Origin of the sequence: Anabaenopsis sp. FSS-46 (assembly GCF_029891665.1) — a bacterium.
Lineage (GTDB): Bacteria > Cyanobacteriota > Cyanobacteriia > Cyanobacteriales > Nostocaceae > Anabaenopsis > Anabaenopsis arnoldii.
Window position 1 is genome coordinate 12,687 of sequence record NZ_JANQDG010000102.1, and the last position, 17,739, is coordinate 30,425.

The 17,739-nt window shown below is 43.1% G+C and carries 11 protein-coding genes and 1 CRISPR repeat array; of the genes, 3 read left to right on the top strand and 8 right to left on the bottom strand.

Going from position 1 to position 17,739, the window contains the following annotated elements:
• Window positions 1-3 precede the first annotated feature (3 nt).
• The 6 genes from NWP21_RS11860 to NWP21_RS11885 all read right to left on the bottom strand — a co-directional run bounded on the left by NWP21_RS11860 (window position 4) and on the right by NWP21_RS11885 (window position 9,474).
• Entirely contained in the window at window positions 4-1,098 is a 1,095-nt protein-coding gene (locus NWP21_RS11860; RefSeq protein ID WP_280792893.1) for a TRAP transporter substrate-binding protein, read from the bottom strand.
• A gap of 57 nt (window positions 1,099-1,155) precedes the next feature.
• Window positions 1,156-2,172 (bottom strand): glucokinase, encoded by a 1,017-nt coding sequence (locus NWP21_RS11865; protein ID WP_280792860.1) that lies wholly within the window; start codon window positions 2,170-2,172, stop codon window positions 1,156-1,158.
• A 134-nt stretch (window positions 2,173-2,306) separates the two neighbouring features.
• Entirely contained in the window at window positions 2,307-2,957 is a 651-nt protein-coding gene (locus NWP21_RS11870; protein ID WP_280792861.1) for a histidine phosphatase family protein, read from the bottom strand.
• A 32-nt stretch (window positions 2,958-2,989) separates the two neighbouring features.
• Window positions 2,990-4,150: an FAD-dependent oxidoreductase gene (locus NWP21_RS11875; protein WP_280792862.1), complete on the bottom strand. Its 1,161-nt coding sequence runs from the start codon at window positions 4,148-4,150 to the stop codon at window positions 2,990-2,992.
• Window positions 4,151-4,295: 145 nt separating this feature from the next.
• Window positions 4,296-5,939: an Ig-like domain-containing protein gene (locus NWP21_RS11880; protein ID WP_280792863.1), complete on the bottom strand. Its 1,644-nt coding sequence runs from the start codon at window positions 5,937-5,939 to the stop codon at window positions 4,296-4,298.
• A gap of 877 nt (window positions 5,940-6,816) precedes the next feature.
• Window positions 6,817-8,165: a CRISPR direct-repeat array (repeat unit 36 nt; unit sequence GTTTCCATTCAAATAATGTCCCCAGCGAGTGGGGAC).
• Window positions 8,166-8,694: 529 nt separating this feature from the next.
• On the bottom strand, window positions 8,695-9,474 hold the full coding sequence (locus tag NWP21_RS11885) for a hypothetical protein (RefSeq protein ID WP_280792864.1): 780 nt from the start codon (window positions 9,472-9,474) through the stop codon (window positions 8,695-8,697).
• 283 nt (window positions 9,475-9,757) lie between these two features.
• On the opposite strand from NWP21_RS11885, the gene NWP21_RS11890 reads away from it, so the two are divergent.
• Entirely contained in the window at window positions 9,758-10,561 is an 804-nt protein-coding gene (locus NWP21_RS11890; RefSeq protein ID WP_280792865.1) for a type 1 glutamine amidotransferase, read from the top strand.
• 284 nt (window positions 10,562-10,845) lie between these two features.
• On the opposite strand, the gene typA is transcribed toward NWP21_RS11890, so the two are convergent.
• Together typA and NWP21_RS11900 are read right to left on the bottom strand one after the other, a co-directional pair.
• The gene (typA, locus tag NWP21_RS11895; RefSeq protein WP_280792866.1) at window positions 10,846-12,636 is read right to left on the bottom strand and encodes a translational GTPase TypA; all 1,791 of its coding nucleotides are present in this window, start codon (window positions 12,634-12,636) and stop codon (window positions 10,846-10,848) included.
• 216 nt (window positions 12,637-12,852) lie between these two features.
• On the bottom strand, window positions 12,853-13,422 hold the full coding sequence (locus tag NWP21_RS11900) for a Uma2 family endonuclease (protein WP_280792867.1): 570 nt from the start codon (window positions 13,420-13,422) through the stop codon (window positions 12,853-12,855).
• 256 nt (window positions 13,423-13,678) lie between these two features.
• Between NWP21_RS11900 and cas10 the strand changes: the two genes are divergently transcribed.
• Entirely contained in the window at window positions 13,679-16,618 is a 2,940-nt protein-coding gene (gene cas10 / locus NWP21_RS11905) for a type III-B CRISPR-associated protein Cas10/Cmr2 (protein WP_280792868.1), read from the top strand.
• Window positions 16,618-17,721, top strand: coding sequence for a type III-B CRISPR module-associated protein Cmr3 (locus NWP21_RS11910; RefSeq protein WP_280792869.1), 1,104 nt, complete (start codon window positions 16,618-16,620; stop codon window positions 17,719-17,721). Before cas10 ends, NWP21_RS11910 begins: the two co-directional genes overlap by 1 nt.
• Window positions 17,722-17,739 lie beyond the last annotated feature (18 nt).

Below are 17,739 nucleotides of genomic sequence, written 5' to 3' on the forward strand. Positions count from 1 at the left end.
TGATCAACTCATTGAGAAATTAGCATAACTCAATTCATTGACACGGTTCCAGTCAAAAACTTGCTGACGGAACCCTTTCCACTGTTGGTAAACTTCCTTAAAGGTGCTGTCCTGACTAGCATTTTCTTCTAGGAACTCAAAGGACGCTGTTTGAGATGCTTGCATAATTTCCCGACTGAAGGGAACTAATTTAGTCCCCCCCGCGGTCAGTCTGGTTAATGCTTGGCCATTTAAAGCGTCATACTCAGAGAGCATATTCACGTTGGCTTCATAAGCTGCTGTCTTGAGGATGGCTTGGTATTCCGGGGGTAATTTATTCCAAGCAGTACGGTTAACTAAAACATCTAATGTCGGTCCTGGTTCCCACCAACCAGGATAATAGTAAAATTGGGCAGCTTTGTGTAAACCCAGTTTTTCATCATCGTAGGGACCGACCCACTCAGCTGCATCAATTGCGCCCCGATCCAGTGCTAAGAAAATTTCGCCTCCTGGTAATACTTGCACATTTACACCCATGCGAGCTATAACTTGGCCGCCGATTCCGGGAATACGCATTTTTAAACCTTGGAAGTCAGCCACAGTGTTAATTTGTCGTTTAAACCATCCCCCCATTTGCGCCCCAGTGTTACCAGCGGGAAAGTTAATGATGTTGAAGTCACTATAAATTTTTTGCATGGCTTCTAGTCCCCCCCCATGATACAGCCAGGAGTTCTGTTGTTGGGCGTTGAGTCCGAAGGGTACAGTGGTAGCAAAGGCTAAAGCTAGGTTCTTTCCAGTATAATAATAACTACCTGTATGCCCACATTCTACTGTTCCCGCTTGCACCGCGTCCATAACTTGTAACCCCGGTACTACCTCCCCCGCAGCAAAGGGTGTAATGGTGAAACGTCCGTTGGTCATTTCTCTGACTCGCTTGGCAATTGTATCTGCACCGCTAAATATACCTAGAGATTTCGGCCAACTGGTGGCCATCCGCCACCTGATATTGGGCTGACTGGTTTGGATGTTGGCTGCGGTTTGGCTACGACTACATGCAGCTAATGTTACCGCAGTTCCTGCGGCGATCGCAGCTGTGTTGAGAATTTGGCGACGTTTAATCATGCTTGGTAAATTTATCAGCGCTAATTGGTGGGTTATCCGTAATTTACCAGTTTTTTACAATCTAGCAGCACGTAAAGCCGCACCAATTAGACCTACTTCTTGGTTAAGAATAATATGCACGGGTATATCTTCCAGGATGGAACGCATCCGCCCTTTTTGGCTGAAGTTTAACAGAAAATTGCCGTTTTGCAGGAGGGGGAGAATTTTGGGGGCGATTCCACCTGCAATATATAAACCACCATAGGGGAGTAATTTTAGGGACAGATTACCCGCTTCAGCGCCGTAAATATCCACAAATAATTTTAGGGCTTCCACCGACAGGCGATCGCTCCCTTGGACTGCTGCGCCGCCGATGGCCGCCCCCGGATCAACGCTTTTTTCCATCTGTCCGGCTTCTCTTTCCCAGGTTCTGACAATTTCCGCAATTTCTGGTGATTCGCTGTATACTTGGCGATCGCGTAAAAATTGGTAAATTGCGACTATACCCTGTCCGGAAACCACCCTTTCCACAGACACCCGTTGAATATCATGTTTATCCAGTAGATATTTCAACAGCTGAAATTCTAGCTCATTGCGGGGGGCAAAATCCCCGTGTCCACCTTCGGAGGGAAACACCTGATAATAGTTCCCCTGTTTAATTAAAAACCCTTGTCCTAAACCAGTACCAGCACCAATAACAGCAATGGGTGCTTCTTGTTTGTGTTTCCCAACTTGCAAGGTTAGCAGGTCTTTTTTACTTAATCCGAAAATACCGTAACCCACAGCTGCAAAATCGTTAATTAAGCACATAGAATCAATGCCTAATTCTTGTTTTAACCGGGGGGTATCGAGAAACCAAGTTAAGTTAGTCAGCTTGGCTGTATTATCTACCACTGGTCCGGCGATCGCAAAACAAGCTTTTTGGGGTGTGGGGGTATGAAGCTCAAGGAGGAACTGCTGGACTAAGGGGACTAAATCGGGAAAATCTCCACTAGGGTAAGTTTTCTGTGCAATGGTATGTAAATTTACAGCGTCCACCAACCGCAAAATAGTTTTAGTGCCGCCAATATCTCCTGCTAGTAACAAAGTCATAGAATTGAGGATGGGAATTAATTAATTTGTCTGTGCAGTCAAAAATCCTCATTCAGGATTTGAGCAAATCGAACCACTTCCGATACTTTTTTGCTAACATTCATTAACAAATACACTCTTTAAGAGAGGGCGTATCAACCAATGCACGAAGGAAAATCCTCTATATCCATCAAGTGGGAAGTATCTCCTTTTAGTTCTAGCAACCATTCAGATCCCTGGCGCAGGATTTTCACTAAGGAACATAAAGAAGCCGTGACTTCTGTTTTAGCAATGTCCCCTACTAACCCCATTGCAGCACCCTGTACAGATGCACTATGTCCTACCAGCAAGATATTTTCAGGATACCATTCACTAGCCAACAATTGGGCAGTTTTTCCAGAACGCTCTTGTACTTGTACCTCAGTTTCTGGATATTCAGGGCTGACAACTGGTATATAATCAGAATCTATTCTGGGGAATAGTGCCTTTAACTCAGAAATTGAGTGTATTTCCGGTGCTTCGGTCATCCAGTGGGGATTTAACCACTCACTCAAACCTGTTTCTAGTTTAATCCCTAAATTTAAAACTTCTGCCACGGCGTTGGCTGTTTGTACAGTGCGCATAAATGGGGAAGCGAAAATATGAGTAATGGTTTCTGTTTGCAGACGTTGAGCTAACTGCTGAGTTTGTACTATACCATCTTCAGACAGGGGCGGGTCATAACGTCTGACTGCTGTGAGAAACCACTCAGGGTGAACGAAATCCAGACGGTTAGCGTGTCTGGCAATCCAAACTATTTGATTCATAAAACCATTTCATCGCCAGTTTCCTAGATCACCTAGCCCGTGAATTGTACCATGAAGCGGCGGTCAATCCAGTCTTTCCCACACCAGAAAACCCGGTGAGGGGATGAAGTCAAAGCGCCTCTAGTGGCGATCGCTCGTTTGTCCCCAGTCCCGATTAAACTTAAATATTCTGGCTGTGGTCTATAGACTTTCACAGACTTACCTAATAATATTCTTTGTAAATTCTCAAACAATGGTTTACCCTGGCGCACCGCAAATACTCCAGCTTTAGGACAAGGATGATTTACCATCGTCGCAATATCCCCAGCAGCAAATACCTCTGGGTGAGTTTGACTTTGTAAGGTATCTCCTACTAAAATAAATCCTTGCTCATCTGTACCTAGTCCTGTGGTTTTTATCCATGGGGGTGCGGATGCTTGGGTTACCCAAAATACTTTTTGGGACTCTACCAATAACCCCGATACACATTTTACCTGCAACATTTCTGGTATTTCCCCATTGCTGTGTTGGGGTGCAATTTCCGCCACGGTTTCCCCTAGATGTAAATTTATCCCCCGTTGAGTGACAATCTGCTGCAATTGACCTTGCACTGATTGGGGATAATTGGGTAACAGTTGCTCCTGACGCCCAAATAAATGAATTGTCAAACCCTGATTTTGTGATCTAATTCTCTGTAAATGAGTTTCCATGGATAGTACTAACTCTACACCCCCCGCACCACCACCGACAACAGCTATACTTACTGGTTGCTCAGGGTTTTTAGCTACACGTTCTAATAGCCCATACCAATGTTCTAACAATTTTGGTACTGGTTTAGCAGCAATAGCATATTCTGCAGCACCTGGTACAGAGATTGTAGCTGGAGTGCTGCCAATGTCAATAGATAGGATATCAAAGTTTACTGGTGGACTTGTAGCACAAATCACCCTGCGCTTTTTCAAGTCTAGTCCCACCGCTCTATCAATACATAACTGTGCATCAGCAAAGTTAGTTAATTTTTCTAAGTCGATGTGACACTCTTGGTAAGTATAAAAGCCGGCAATATGACCGGGTAACATACCGGAGTAAGGGGTATAAATATCTGGGGTAATTAATGTTAAATCAACTCCTGCTAAAGGATGGTAGCCAAAGTTTTTCAACACGATAGCATGGCTATGTCCACCACCAATTAATACTAAGTGTTTGTTGGGCATTTTTCCTACTCCAATCTTGAGACTTGAAGTAGGTTGGGGATATTGCGATCGCCTCTCAAGATTTAAATGAACTACCCCATTTTCAACGTAGTCAGATGGGTTTCTACAATAAGTATGCGTAGATATTCCCTCACGAATTGCGAGTTTATACCACGCTTAGTCCTCGAAACTGGACGACTACATCATCAAAGTCGAAGTCACCGCCGCCGGCTAGGTCCTCAAAGCCGAAGACATTGTTACCCAACAAGCGGATCTGGTTGCTATTACCGGCGACAAATAGGTTACTAAAGTCAGGTCTCACTGAGTTGAGGTCACCATTCGCGACTAAGAATGGTAGCAGGACATAGTTTGACAAGTCAAGACTAGAATTGACTTGAAAGGTGCCGCTTAAGTCCATAATTTGGTTATTGGTAACGTTCCCAGTCAGCACCGCATTGTTACGCACCGCACTCAGATATGCATTGCGATCGCCTAGTTCAGCTATACTGTCACCAGTTAGCCTGTCAACCACTGCCCCTGTAGTTTTGTCTGCCAAGTAGAAGCCCACTAGATTATCAAAAAAAGCTTCCCGGTACAGCGTAGTATCCACCTTCACAGTGATTCTGTCCCCAGTCACTCTAGAAGTGTCGAGGTTACCCAGGTTAATAGCTTCTAGTTGCTCACCATTGAATTCAATTTTCTTGGTTAAAATTTCTATACTATCTGCACTGCCCAGACTATCAGCAACAATCTTCAAGTTACCACCAGTCAGAGTAAAATTATTTCCTGTAACATCACTAATGGTTAAGGGGGTAATATTGCCATTGGCTAAATCTCGCAATTGAAACCTCATCATATTACCATTTTCAGGGGAAACCCTGATTGGGAATGACTGTAGGTCTTCAAGGATAGACTCCCTACCAAAAAAAGGTAGACCTGAAGCACTACCGGGAGTAGTGAGAATACTCTGAGTTCTACCGTCCCCAAAGACAATCTGTAGCTCCTGAGATGATGGGGTTGAACCCGTTACAGAGAATCTAAAGACAGTATCAAAGGTTTCCTGTAGAGGTGTTCCCGTGTTGGGGTCAGTAATATCGATGATAGTTACACTACTTTGTGGACTTTGTGGACTTTGTAGACCAGTAGCACCGCTTATATTAGCGCCTATATTGTCGATAGCAAGAGTATCAACCTCGATAAATCTACTTCTCTGAGGGCTAACATTTCTATTCAAGTTTTGATAAACAAAGATGCCTTCTTCACCAGAGTCAAAACCTTGAACATCATCAGCGGTAATAGGAATTGACCATGTGCCATCAGACCCTACAGTAGCTTGTTTCCCGGGTCTCTTACTATTAGGCTCACTATCGAACCGGAGCATAATTTCTGCCCCTGGTGTACCAGTACCAGTGATATTAAAACCATCAACCCTTTCTTGTCTGTTAACTTTGTCATCTCCCGCTACCAAGTTAATTATCGGGGCTAATGGTGATATCAATGAAGCCGGACTGTTGGGATTCCCATTAACATTAAAGGCGGCTCCTGCTCCCACAGAAACTTCTAACCCTGTGTCACCAGGAGTATCACGGTCAAGTACATTAGTGGTTACTAACAATTGGTATTTCGTGGGGCTGACTGTTGTAAATGCTCCCTTAGTACCATTGGTAACCGTGATATCTTCAGCGGTGAAGCCGGTGACAGGTTCACTGAAGGTGAAGGTGTAACGAACCCGAAATCCATAGTTACTATTTCCACTGGGAAAGGCATCTACCGCCTGATTGGTGATACTAATCGTCGGTGGTTGTGACATAGAAATACTCCTCAAGACAAGGTTAAATAGACAGTTACACTGACGAAACTATGAAGACAAACATCAAATCAACTAGATATCAAAGGATATCGATAGCAGAGTGAAGTTAGGGTAGAGTGGCACCAATAGCTTAAATATCTTTGTTCTTAGACAGGGCGACTACCGTGACGTCAAGAATCTCGTTCAATATCAGGATGATAGAACGATCACTAGGGAATAAAAACTGTTAATACTCCCACTACTATCTAATTAGCAAGATTCGCTACAGAAATCCGGTTAATTTCTTGAAGATGAAATAATTTACAGATTCTCATTAAATATCTCGTGCATTAAGCCACTGCTAATACAGACAGAATCCTTATTAATACTGATTGTTTTTCAGAGATTGTCCCTATTGCCATAACTAAGCGATCGCTATGCAGCGTCAATCATCCAAAAAACTGAATAATTAAATTTAGATACAGAATCGTTAGTAATATTTGACCGTCGCCCCGACTTACCGCCCATCAGCGATCGCACTACCACGGAAATAGCCCTGAGTCCTCAAGGTAGAAATATTACAGTTATTCGGGGGTAGGTTTGGATTTGTTAACGGTTGACGGTTGACTGGGAAGATGTGTGATAACAATCATTGGATTAGCCAGGGAATGAATTCCCCGGCTAATCGCGAAAGTCCACTGAAAGTGGACTCTTGGGTTGACAAATCTTTATATTCAGCCCAAACCGGGCTTAATCATTAATTCGTTTCCATTCGATTGATGTCTCTAGGGAAACATCAATTAATCCATACAATTCTCAATGCGATCGCGTTTCTCTTCTCACTGTTCGAGTGGGAAATATCCCCGACTTCTCTAAGAGGTCGGGGATCTTGTCCTAGGTTTCCATTCAAATAATGTCCCCAGCGAGTGGGGACTAACACTAACTAGCAAATCCTATTATATCAACTAACTGTTTCCATTCAAATAATGTCCCCAGCGAGTGGGGACAATACGTGGCGTACTACGTTTCCAACGCCAGCAATGGGTTTCCATTCAAATAATGTCCCCAGCGAGTGGGGACATACAGGAAGCAATAGTTCTGTTTCTTATCGAAAGTTTCCATTCAAATAATGTCCCCAGCGAGTGGGGACGAACACAAGGAGTTCTCCGCAGAGCTTCCAGCGTACTAGTTTCCATTCAAATAATGTCCCCAGCGAGTGGGGACTTCTTTCGTGCAATTACAGCCTTTAAGGAGGCATCATGGTTTCCATTCAAATAATGTCCCCAGCGAGTGGGGACCTTTAACCCTAAAAGTAATGCTGTATGGGTAAGGTAGTTTCCATTCAAATAATGTCCCCAGCGAGTGGGGACAGGTGATCTAGAAACCGGAAAGGGGACTGAAAGAGAAGGTTTCCATTCAAATAATGTCCCCAGCGAGTGGGGACGTGTGGAAATCTCTTGCCTATCTCGACGGCGACGAACGTTTCCATTCAAATAATGTCCCCAGCGAGTGGGGACCTGATGAGACAAGCTAAAAAGGAGCAAACATGAAGTTTCCATTCAAATAATGTCCCCAGCGAGTGGGGACGACTTTACAGAGCTTGACTCAGACAGGGAAAGGCTATTGTTTCCATTCAAATAATGTCCCCAGCGAGTGGGGACTCTTGTCAGAGCACTGGCAACTCGCTATCGCGAGTAAAGTTTCCATTCAAATAATGTCCCCAGCGAGTGGGGACAACCTAATAGCCGTGGAAGAGTCCCCCGGAGGGGGGTATTGTTTCCATTCAAATAATGTCCCCAGCGAGTGGGGACTTCTTGTCATTTGGGATTCCCCAAAAGCTTGTCTGTTTCCATTCAAATAATGTCCCCAGCGAGTGGGGACTATAAATGTACCAGCAGATGCTTCCTCTATCTACGATGGTTTCCATTCAAATAATGTCCCCAGCGAGTGGGGACGAACTACAAATCACCGTCGTTCCGGATGGGGAAGTTTCCTGTTTCCATTCAAATAATGTCCCCAGCGAGTGGGGACACAAATAAGTGTACTTTCTGATGGGGAAGTTTCCTTGTTTCCATTCAAATAATGTCCCCAGCGAGTGGGGACCTTACCACAGATGCAGACTCTGCGGAAATGGTTAACCAGTTTCCATTCAAATAATGTCCCCAGCGAGTGGGGACACGCGATCGCGGATGAAACAGGGCACTCCCGAAAGTTTCCATTCAAATAATGTCCCCAGCGAGTGGGGACCCCTGCATTCTAAACCATTACCCTGTAAGAAGTCTAGAGGCAGTTTCCGAGGTTCAGAAAAACCGGCGGCTGAAATGGACTTTACCCCAGTCTGTCAAAGGCTGAAACCCTTATACAGCAAGCGACCGAGGTTCAGAACATTAGAATCACTATTTCAGCTATTTTGATTGAACCTCGGTAATAGTTAACTGGTGCATTAAAACAGCCCCCAGGCGATGTTAAAGGCGATGGTCTTAACCTCTGACCGGTCAACCGTCAACATTTGTACTGTTAGAGTTAACACCTAGTCGGATTTATCCGACTTTAGCTATCAGACAGGGGTTTTTAACCCCTGGCGGGGTGGGCGTTGACTGTAGGCGATCGCTGCTGTGGGTGTTGACTGTGCTGGGTAAGATCCCCGACTTCTAGCAAAATTTATCACTACCCGACAAGCTCATAGTCAGAAGTCGGGGATATGAGTCACCCAGTCGGATTTATCCGACTTTAGCTATCAGACAGGGGTTTTTAACCCCTGGTTCTTCTGACTGACTTAGACTAAATAACTGGTATTAGGAACGATGGGAAAGAAGGCGTATTCATACCAAGCAGTCCAGATAAAACTTCTAATCCATCTGTGATATTTCTCAGCACTGATTTGATAGTTAAATTCTCCCTCAGAGATATCAATGGAAGATAGATGAGAATTACAACCGCAACCATGATGATAGGTAAAACCATATTTAGAGGCGATGCTTTGCACTTTCATTTGCACAGCAAAAACTTTACCCGCGTGTAAGACAGCATCCCAAGAGCGTTTGTGTACTATATCCCGTTGATCAAAGCGTAAAGCTCGTTCTTCAAATATATGATCTCGGTAAATTGGCGCGAGGTGGACATAATAGAAACTAGCGGGTAGTTCGTAGCCAAACTCATCAAACAGTTCTCTACCTATGAGTGCGACTTTCACTTCATCGGCGGATTCTCTACCCTGGGATTTTACATCTGCGAGAACTTGTTTAAAATCTGGATAGCTATCAATCAAGAAATCATGACCATAAAATTCTAGGGTTTCATAACCTAGTTGACCAAATAGCTGGGAAAATGCTGATTTAAAAGGCGCTAATTCTGGACGTTCACTAAATAAGTCTACATCACCCCGCCCCAGTTTATATTGGAACAACTGAGCCATTTCTACGTAAGTCTGGGGGTGATCTAGTCCCACATTTGCAACCCCCGCGGCTATATTTTGCCATATGGGAGGTAATTGGGAGACGGGGACGGCGTTTTCTCCAGCAATGATTGGAATATTAGGAGCTGTAATAACTTGCATAAGTAATCCCGATTATAATTTGTTGGCTGGAAAATTAACAAATAAATCTTGGAGATAGCTAAAAACACTCTGACAGTATGGTGAATATATGACAAAAAAACTGTTACATAGAATACTAATTGCTGAGGTTTAATTCAACACTGGCAGATTTTAGCTATGTATAATACCCGAAGGTTGTCATGGTTCCCGATGTCTGGAAGTCAAAACGTATGTGTGTTTATGGGTGGTTAATCTGAGTCAGTTAAGCCAAGTTATTAGTTATAATTGGGGTAATTGAGGTTTTATGAGTTCTACTTTAGAATTAGTTATCGGCTGGTTGTATCCTCGACTGATGAGTACCTATGGCGATCGCGGTAATGTGATTACCATCGAACGTCGCGCCCAGTGGCGGGGGTATAATGTGAGGGTGGTTCCCCTAGACCAAAATTCTACCGCTGCTGATATTCGCAGTGTAGATATTATTGTTGGTGGTGGCGCACAGGACCGCCAACAAGAAATTGTCATGCGCGATTTACAGGGCGCAAAAGCGGAGGCTATGGGTGATAAAATTCACAATGGTACACCGGGAGTATTTACCTGTGGTTCTCCCCAACTGTTGGGTAAATATTACGAACCTGCTTTAGGGAAGCGGATTGAAGGTTTAGGAATCTTTGATTTAGTCTCTGTACATCCCGGTGAAAATACTCAACGCTGTATTGGTAATTTGGTAGTTGAAGTTACAGCTAATCGCTTAGGGCGGGAATTAGCAGAGATGACCGGAACTAAACCCTATTTAGTGGGTTTTGAAAATCACGGGGGACGCACTCGCCTAGGTGAAGTGGAAGCTTTGGGGCGTGTGGTCTATGGTTTGGGTAATAATGGTGAGGATGGGACTGAGGGCGCATTTTATCAGAATGCGATCGCCACTTATTCCCACGGTCCTTTGTTACCTAAAAATCCTTTTGTCGCTGACTGGTTGATTCAAACTGCTTTGCGGCTGAAGTATCAACAGGCGATCGCCTTGTCACCACTAGATGATAGTCTAGCCTTACAGGCGCGATCGGCAATGTTAAAGCGGTTAAACCTAAGTTTAACACATTCAGTTTAACCGTGGATAGAAGTTTCCAACCCATCCCTGGGGATGGGTTCTCACAGGGGTAGGTTTTTAATATGATCTGTGAAGGCAAGACCACCGAAGACAAGCAAGGAAAGTGGACAAGGAAGATTTTATACGGACAATGGTCTCTTAATGGGCTATTTTTGTGACTAAGAATACAGACTTTGTACTGTTTTCCTCCCTTGTCACCTTGTCCGCCTTGTCCACCAAGTCTTACCCTCACGACAATGTAAAAAACCTACCCTTGTAAGGGGGAGGGTTTGGGGGTGGGGTTTTTAACGTTTGGCGAATTTCTTGCTGACTTTGCGTAAACGAATTGATTCCGGTGTGACTTCCACCAATTCATCTGAACCAATGTACTCTAAAGCTCTCTCTAAACTCATTTCTATTGGTGTTTGCAATTGTACCAGTTCATCCCCACCAGCGGCGCGGTGATTGGTTAATTGCTTGGTTTTACACACATTTAACTCTAAGTCTTGGGGGCGATTATGTTCTCCAATAATCATACCCTTATAAACTTTGGTTCCGGGAGTGATAAAGAATGCGCCTCTATCTTCTGCGTTTTTCATGGCGTAGAATGTAGAAACACCTTCTTCAAATGCAATCAGAACCCCTTTGTTGCGGGCTTCAATGTCACCGGTGAGGGGACGATAATCATGGAAACTGTGGTTCATAATCCCTTCACCACGAGTTAACCGCATAAATTCACCCCGGAAACCAATTAAACCCCGGGCGGGAATGATAAACTCTAACAGGGTGCGACCATTCCCAATCACTTGCATATCTTGCATTTCGCCTTTGCGTTGTCCTAGGCGTTCAATACAGCTACCTACTGCATCTTCGGGAACGTCCAGCGCTAGGAGTTCAAAGGGTTCGCAAGGTTGACCGTTGATTTCTCGGTAAATTACCTGTGGTTGAGATACTTGGAACTCGAAACCTTCTCGGCGCATGGTTTCGATTAAAATCCCCAAATGCAATTCACCCCGACCGGAAACTTGGAATTTATCGGGGGAGTCAGTTTCTTCTACTCGTAGGGCGACGTTAGTTTCTAATTCCCGCAACAGGCGATCGCGTACCTGTCTGGATGTTACCAGTTTACCTTCTTGACCGGCAAAAGGTGAATCATTCACCCAGAAAGTCATTTGTAAAGTGGGTTCATCCACCTTAATTAAAGGTAAAGCTTGGGGTTCGTTGGGGTCGGTGATAGTCTCCCCAATATAAGCATCACCAAAACCAGATACTGCCACAATATAACCCGCGGTGGCTTCTTCCATTTCCACCCGCTTGAGTCCTTCAAACCCCATTAATTTGGTAATTTTGGACTTGACAATAGTACCATCTTCCTTTACTAAAGCCGCCTGTTGTCCAGTGCGGATAGTACCATTATGGATTCTACCAATCACAATCCGTCCCAGATATTCCGAATAATCTAGGGTGGTGACTTGCAATTGTAGAGGTTTGTTAATATCCCCTACAGGAGGTGGAACGTGTTGTAAAATCGCATTAAATAAAGGCTGCATATCTACCGCTTCCCCTTCCATGGTTTCCTTGGCGTAACCGCCCATACCGGAAGCAAATAGATAGGTAAAATCACATTGGTCTTCATCTGCACCTAATTCTAAGAACAGATCCAAAACCTTATCTACAGCCACATGGGGGTCACCCTGGGCGCGGTCAATTTTGTTAATCACCACAATGGGGCGCAGTCCCTTTTCTAACGCTTTTTTCAATACAAAGCGTGTCTGGGGCATCGGACCCTCATTAGCATCTACAATTAACAGACAACCATCCACCATACCTAGTACCCGTTCCACTTCGCCGCCAAAGTCGGCGTGTCCGGGGGTATCCACAATGTTAATTAATGTGTCTTTGTAGCGAACAGCTGTATTTTTAGAGAGAATGGTAATACCCCGCTCCCGTTCTAGGGCGTTGGAGTCCATGACACAATCCGGAACGTCTTCACCTTCTCGGAAAATACCAGATTGTTTGAGGAGCGCATCAACCAGGGTAGTTTTGCCGTGGTCAACGTGGGCGATGATGGCGACGTTGCGAATTGGGAGCGTCATAGGAGCTTTTAGTGAACTCAAGAGGGGGTTTTCAGTTTTCAATGTCAATACGAGTCGCTCTAACAGAACTATTGTTAATTAGCAACTTCTGTAAAGAACCTTTAATAATTCTAGCTTAATTGTCACAATTCCGGGGGGTTTTCTGTAAACTTATCCAGAAATAAATAATGTTCATCCCTAGTTTATCTATCAAGTGCGTCTTAATTAATACCAAATTTATTTCACTTGCAACCAACTAAATATCTGTCTTACCTGTAACCGCCAATCTTTTAACACATCAAGCACAGGTAATATATCAGTATTGTATTTGACCTCTGGTAATTGTTGAGGTTGAAATACCATGACGGATTTATCATTAGGGTCAATAAACCAACCTAACTTAGTCCCCTGCTGCATACAAAAAATAATTTTATTAATTACGTAATTTGGCGATTGGTCGGGTGATAAAATTTCAATAGTCCAATCTGGATAACTTTCAAACTTATTGGCAATTTCCCCATCTTCATCAGTGGGGATGCGTGACCATGCAAATACAGCAATGTCCGGCACTAAAGAACCTCCCCCAAAGGTGCAGAGTAATTCAGTTAGTGCTAAGGCTTGTTTTTGGGGTTCACCCACCTGATTAATATTAGTTGATAAACAAGTTTGGATTCTGCTATGTTTCCCTTGGGGCATTGGTTTTTGGTAGATGCAGCCATCAATATACTCCCTGGGCGGTTTAGTATCTGATAATTTCAGAAATTCTCCCAGGGAGATATCGCCAGTTACCTGAGTTGACAATCCCATTAGCAATTACTCCTGTAGGCAAACCATAACCCCACCCTCAAGACTGTTGAGCCTTTTTGTCTAAGATATTTTATACTATATCAAACTTTAACCAAATAAAAAAATAATATTAGTAATAATCTTTACAATACCCCAAACGGTTATTATTAAAGCTTTTCAGCCCTAGGTAAGATATTTTGGTAATATTTCCTGTTAATAGACAGATATGAACTAAATCTTTTAGGATACTGATATCGGCTACACAGATAAAATACTAATGTCAACAGAGTATTGGCGGGCGAAAATTTGGGGTTTACTCCATGACCCTGTGTTAAAAGCCTTACACAACAACAGCGGTAGGGGTGGGAACAGCTTCTATGAGCAACTAGAAGCAATGAAACCTTGGGTTGAGATTAATAGAATACCTGAAGAATCAGCTGGGAAAGTATTAAAAAATATACTTTTAGCTGACTATATCGCCTCCGCTAGTGACAGAGCAGCCATAGGTAGTGTGACAGCTACTATTAACTATGCTCCGGGGAAGAATCCTGAGAAGGGCTTAGATATTACTCATTTATTATCTGGTGCAACCCAAGAATTTAAGATTAGAGAGCATCAGACCTTAATCACATCTCCACGTAAAGACTATTTAGCAGAAAAAGAGCAACAATTATTACAACTCATACCGAAAGAACTACAAACCGCAGATATTACAGATAATATTGCCCAGATTAAGAAATTATATTGGTGGTTATGGCGTTGTTTACCCCAAGCAACCTGTGACTTATTTAATGATAGTTCATTAATGTTAATGCCGGCGGAAACCAGATTACCCGATGCTTCCATCTGGAGTCATGTAAGCATGACCTCAGCTTTAGCTGGCGCATTAGCAGGATATGACCTAACCCTAGAACAAGTCAAACAGTGGCCAAGAAATCAACCAGTATCTCATCCCTACCTAGCAGTATTTAGCTTTAGTCCGGTACAAGAACTAATCAAGGCCAGTCGCAAAATGCGGGATTTTTGGGCTGGTTCGTGGTTGTTACATTATCTTTCAGCCAAAGTTTGCTGGAAACTGGCTAATCAATATGGCCCAGATAGTTTACTTTATCCCAGTCTTTACCAACAACCACTGATTGACCATTGGTTACTACAAACATATCCAGAATATAAGCAGTGGGTAACCGCACCGACAGCAGAATCATTACTAACCGCAGGTTTCCCTAATGTTATAGTTTTAGTTTTGCCTCAAGCTAAAGTTAAAGCCGCCATGCAAACAGCCCAACAAACTCTGCTCGCTGAATGGCAACATATTAGTAAATTAGTTCTAGAAGAACTACAAAACGAACGTTATTGGATGAGAAACCTAGATGCTAATCATAGCACTTGGGAAGGTTGGTTACAATCCCAATGGCAGTTTTATTGGACTGCTTTACCGATTGGGAAAGAAGGTGAGGAATTTAAGATTTCCGCTGCTGAAAATAAAGATCAAGAATTGCAAGAATGGTGTGAGGTACAAAACCAAACCTATAATTTACATCAACCGGTGACAGGTGAGGGAGTTAAATTATTTAAAGACCAAGAATTAAAATTACTGCGGGAAGCATATAAAAAACGTTGGGAAAAGCAAAAACGAGGCTTTAGTGCTAATGTTGGTTCATGGTGGGGATATATATTTGATGCTACTCGTGCAAGTTTAGCATCTGTGAAAAATGCTAGAAATTGGGAAATACCCACAGCATTTGGTCCGCGGTCTACAATTTCTGGTATTGGTCCTGTGGTCAACCCTGGTAAGGACTGGACAACAGAAGGGGATACTAAAAGATTGTGGTCAAGACAAGCTGGTTTATTTGATGGTACAGAACAGTTAAACGCGACGGAAACCCTTAAACGCGGTTTACCAAAAATTATCGGCGAATTATTAGGGGTACCTGATTTACAAGTATCCTATCCTGATTTAACTTCTGGAGTCGCGGGGTATTTGAAGGTTAATCAGGGTCAGTCTGAACATGAAAACAATTTTAATCAGGCTTGTCAAGCTATAATTAGCAGGTTTACCGACACCAAAACAATGCTCCAAGATATGCGCGGTAAATGGGGTATTCCTTGGAGAGATAAACAAAATACTCCTAAACAATATCATCCCCGTCTACTCAATTCTGGGTGGTTAGTGGAGGAGTTGGAAGATGGGAAGGAATTTAGAATTGAATATACTCAGGTATTGAATCGGATTATTAGTCAATACTATCCCCAAAATAACCCATCTAGCTGGTATGTGTTAGCCGCTGGTGATGGTGATGGGATGAGTGAATGGTTAAAAGGGGCGAAGATGAAAGCCTATAAGGAATATATTCCCTCTGGTTTGGAGGTTGATTTAGAGAATTTCCCCCAATTCCTAGAACTGAAAAAACGCATGGGACCTAGTACCCATAATGCCTTAAGTCGCGCTTTACTAGATTTTTCTAATCAACTTGTGCCTTACCTCACAGAATGTCGCTATGCTGGTAAACTGATTTATGGTGGTGGTGATGACGTTCTAGCCTATACGAATCTGTGGGAATGGGACGAATGGTTATGGGATATTCGCCAATGTTTCCAAGGTGGAGAAGACCCCAAGGATGAATTTAGTAATGATGGTGATTATTGGCGGTATAAAGGTAATAGCCAGCAGTTAGTTGACCGTCCTCTGTTTACTATGGGGAGCGCAGCTACTATCAGCTTTGGTATTATCATCGCCCATCATTCCGTTCCCCTAGCGATCGCCTTAGAAAGTCTCTGGGAAGCAGAAAAAAAAGCTAAAAAACATCACAGTCCTGAAGGTGCAAAAAAGGATGCTGTACAGGTGCGGGTACTATACGGTAATGGTAACACCTTACAGTCAACGGCAAAGTTTGAAGTTTTTCATCAATGGCAAATATTAATCAGTGGGGAAGAAGACAGCGCCCTATTTGAACAAGCTGCGAGTTTGTGGAGTCAACACCCAGCGCCTAATTCTGAGGCTATTTTACCTTGGACGCAGGTATTTTGCGATCGCCGTGACCAGTTCCAAAATAATCAAACTGCAAAAGCCGAGTTTCAACAAAGATTAGCAGCATTTCTCAACCTTCTGTTTACAACCACTCAAATTACTCATCTTAATGATGAAGTGGAGAACTGGTTAAAACTTGCAGCATTTGTCAAACGTAACCGCCATATTAAAATAGGAGGTGGTCGTTAATGTATTGGTACAAACTCACACCTTTAGATATATTAATGTTACGGGATGCTAAACCCTTTTCACCACAGGAAAGGGCTTGGGCCGGGAGTGTATTTCCTCCTAATGGTCATGCGATCGCCGGAGCATTGCGGGGACTTTTAGGAGAGAAAAAAGAGTTTCGTTTAACAGGTCCGTTGCTCTGTCGTCAAAACCAGGGACAGAATACCTTATATTTTCCTCGTCCCCTAGGATTTGTCAAATCTATCCCCCTGGTGCCACTAGTATGGGAAAATAAATCTCATGTGCATAATGCATTGTGGGATCATAATCAACCTTGTCCTTTAGTTAAACCCGCTGATGCATCTAGAGATGATGACGAATACAATTCAGCTAAGGGTCAAGCTGATGACTTCAGACAATATCTACCTTATGAAGTTGTTAAAGATTATCTGAAAACAGGGAAGATTCAAGCAAAAGATTGGTTAGTAGAGAGTGGTAGGCATGAAGATGAACCTTGGACTATAGAAACCCGTTCTCATAATAGCCTAGAGCCGGGAACTAGACAAGTTAAAGATGCTGATGGTTATTTTGTAGAAAACGCCATTCGCCTCCGTCCTCATTGGAGTTTAGCCATCGGTGTTGATGAGGAATTACCAACACCTAATACGATGAGATTAGGAGGGGAAGGACACCGGACAATGATAGAATATTGTCCAGAATTAACACAACAATGGGTAGAACTTCAAGGAATTTCCCAGGAGAATTTCCAATCTACTCATAAATCTATTGCTTATTTAATTACCCCTGGGGTATTTGAACGTAAACACCGCATTAGAAATAACAGGTTTACATCTTTATGTCGTCCCTATCCCTGGGAATGGAAATTAATAAATGGTAAATTTGTTACCATGGCTACTGATAAGCCAGTACCTATTAGTTGCCGTATTCGTGGTAAATATACTGAGAATAATAGCATTCCTGCACCTCAAGTATTTGCAGCACCGCCGGGAAGTTTGTATTTTTTGAATCAACCCCAAGGATTATTTCAGGATGATTCCCTGAAGCGTGTAAATAATTGGCGACGGTTGGGTTATTCCGAAATGCTGTGGATTGAATACAAATAGCAATCAATTAAGTTAGGT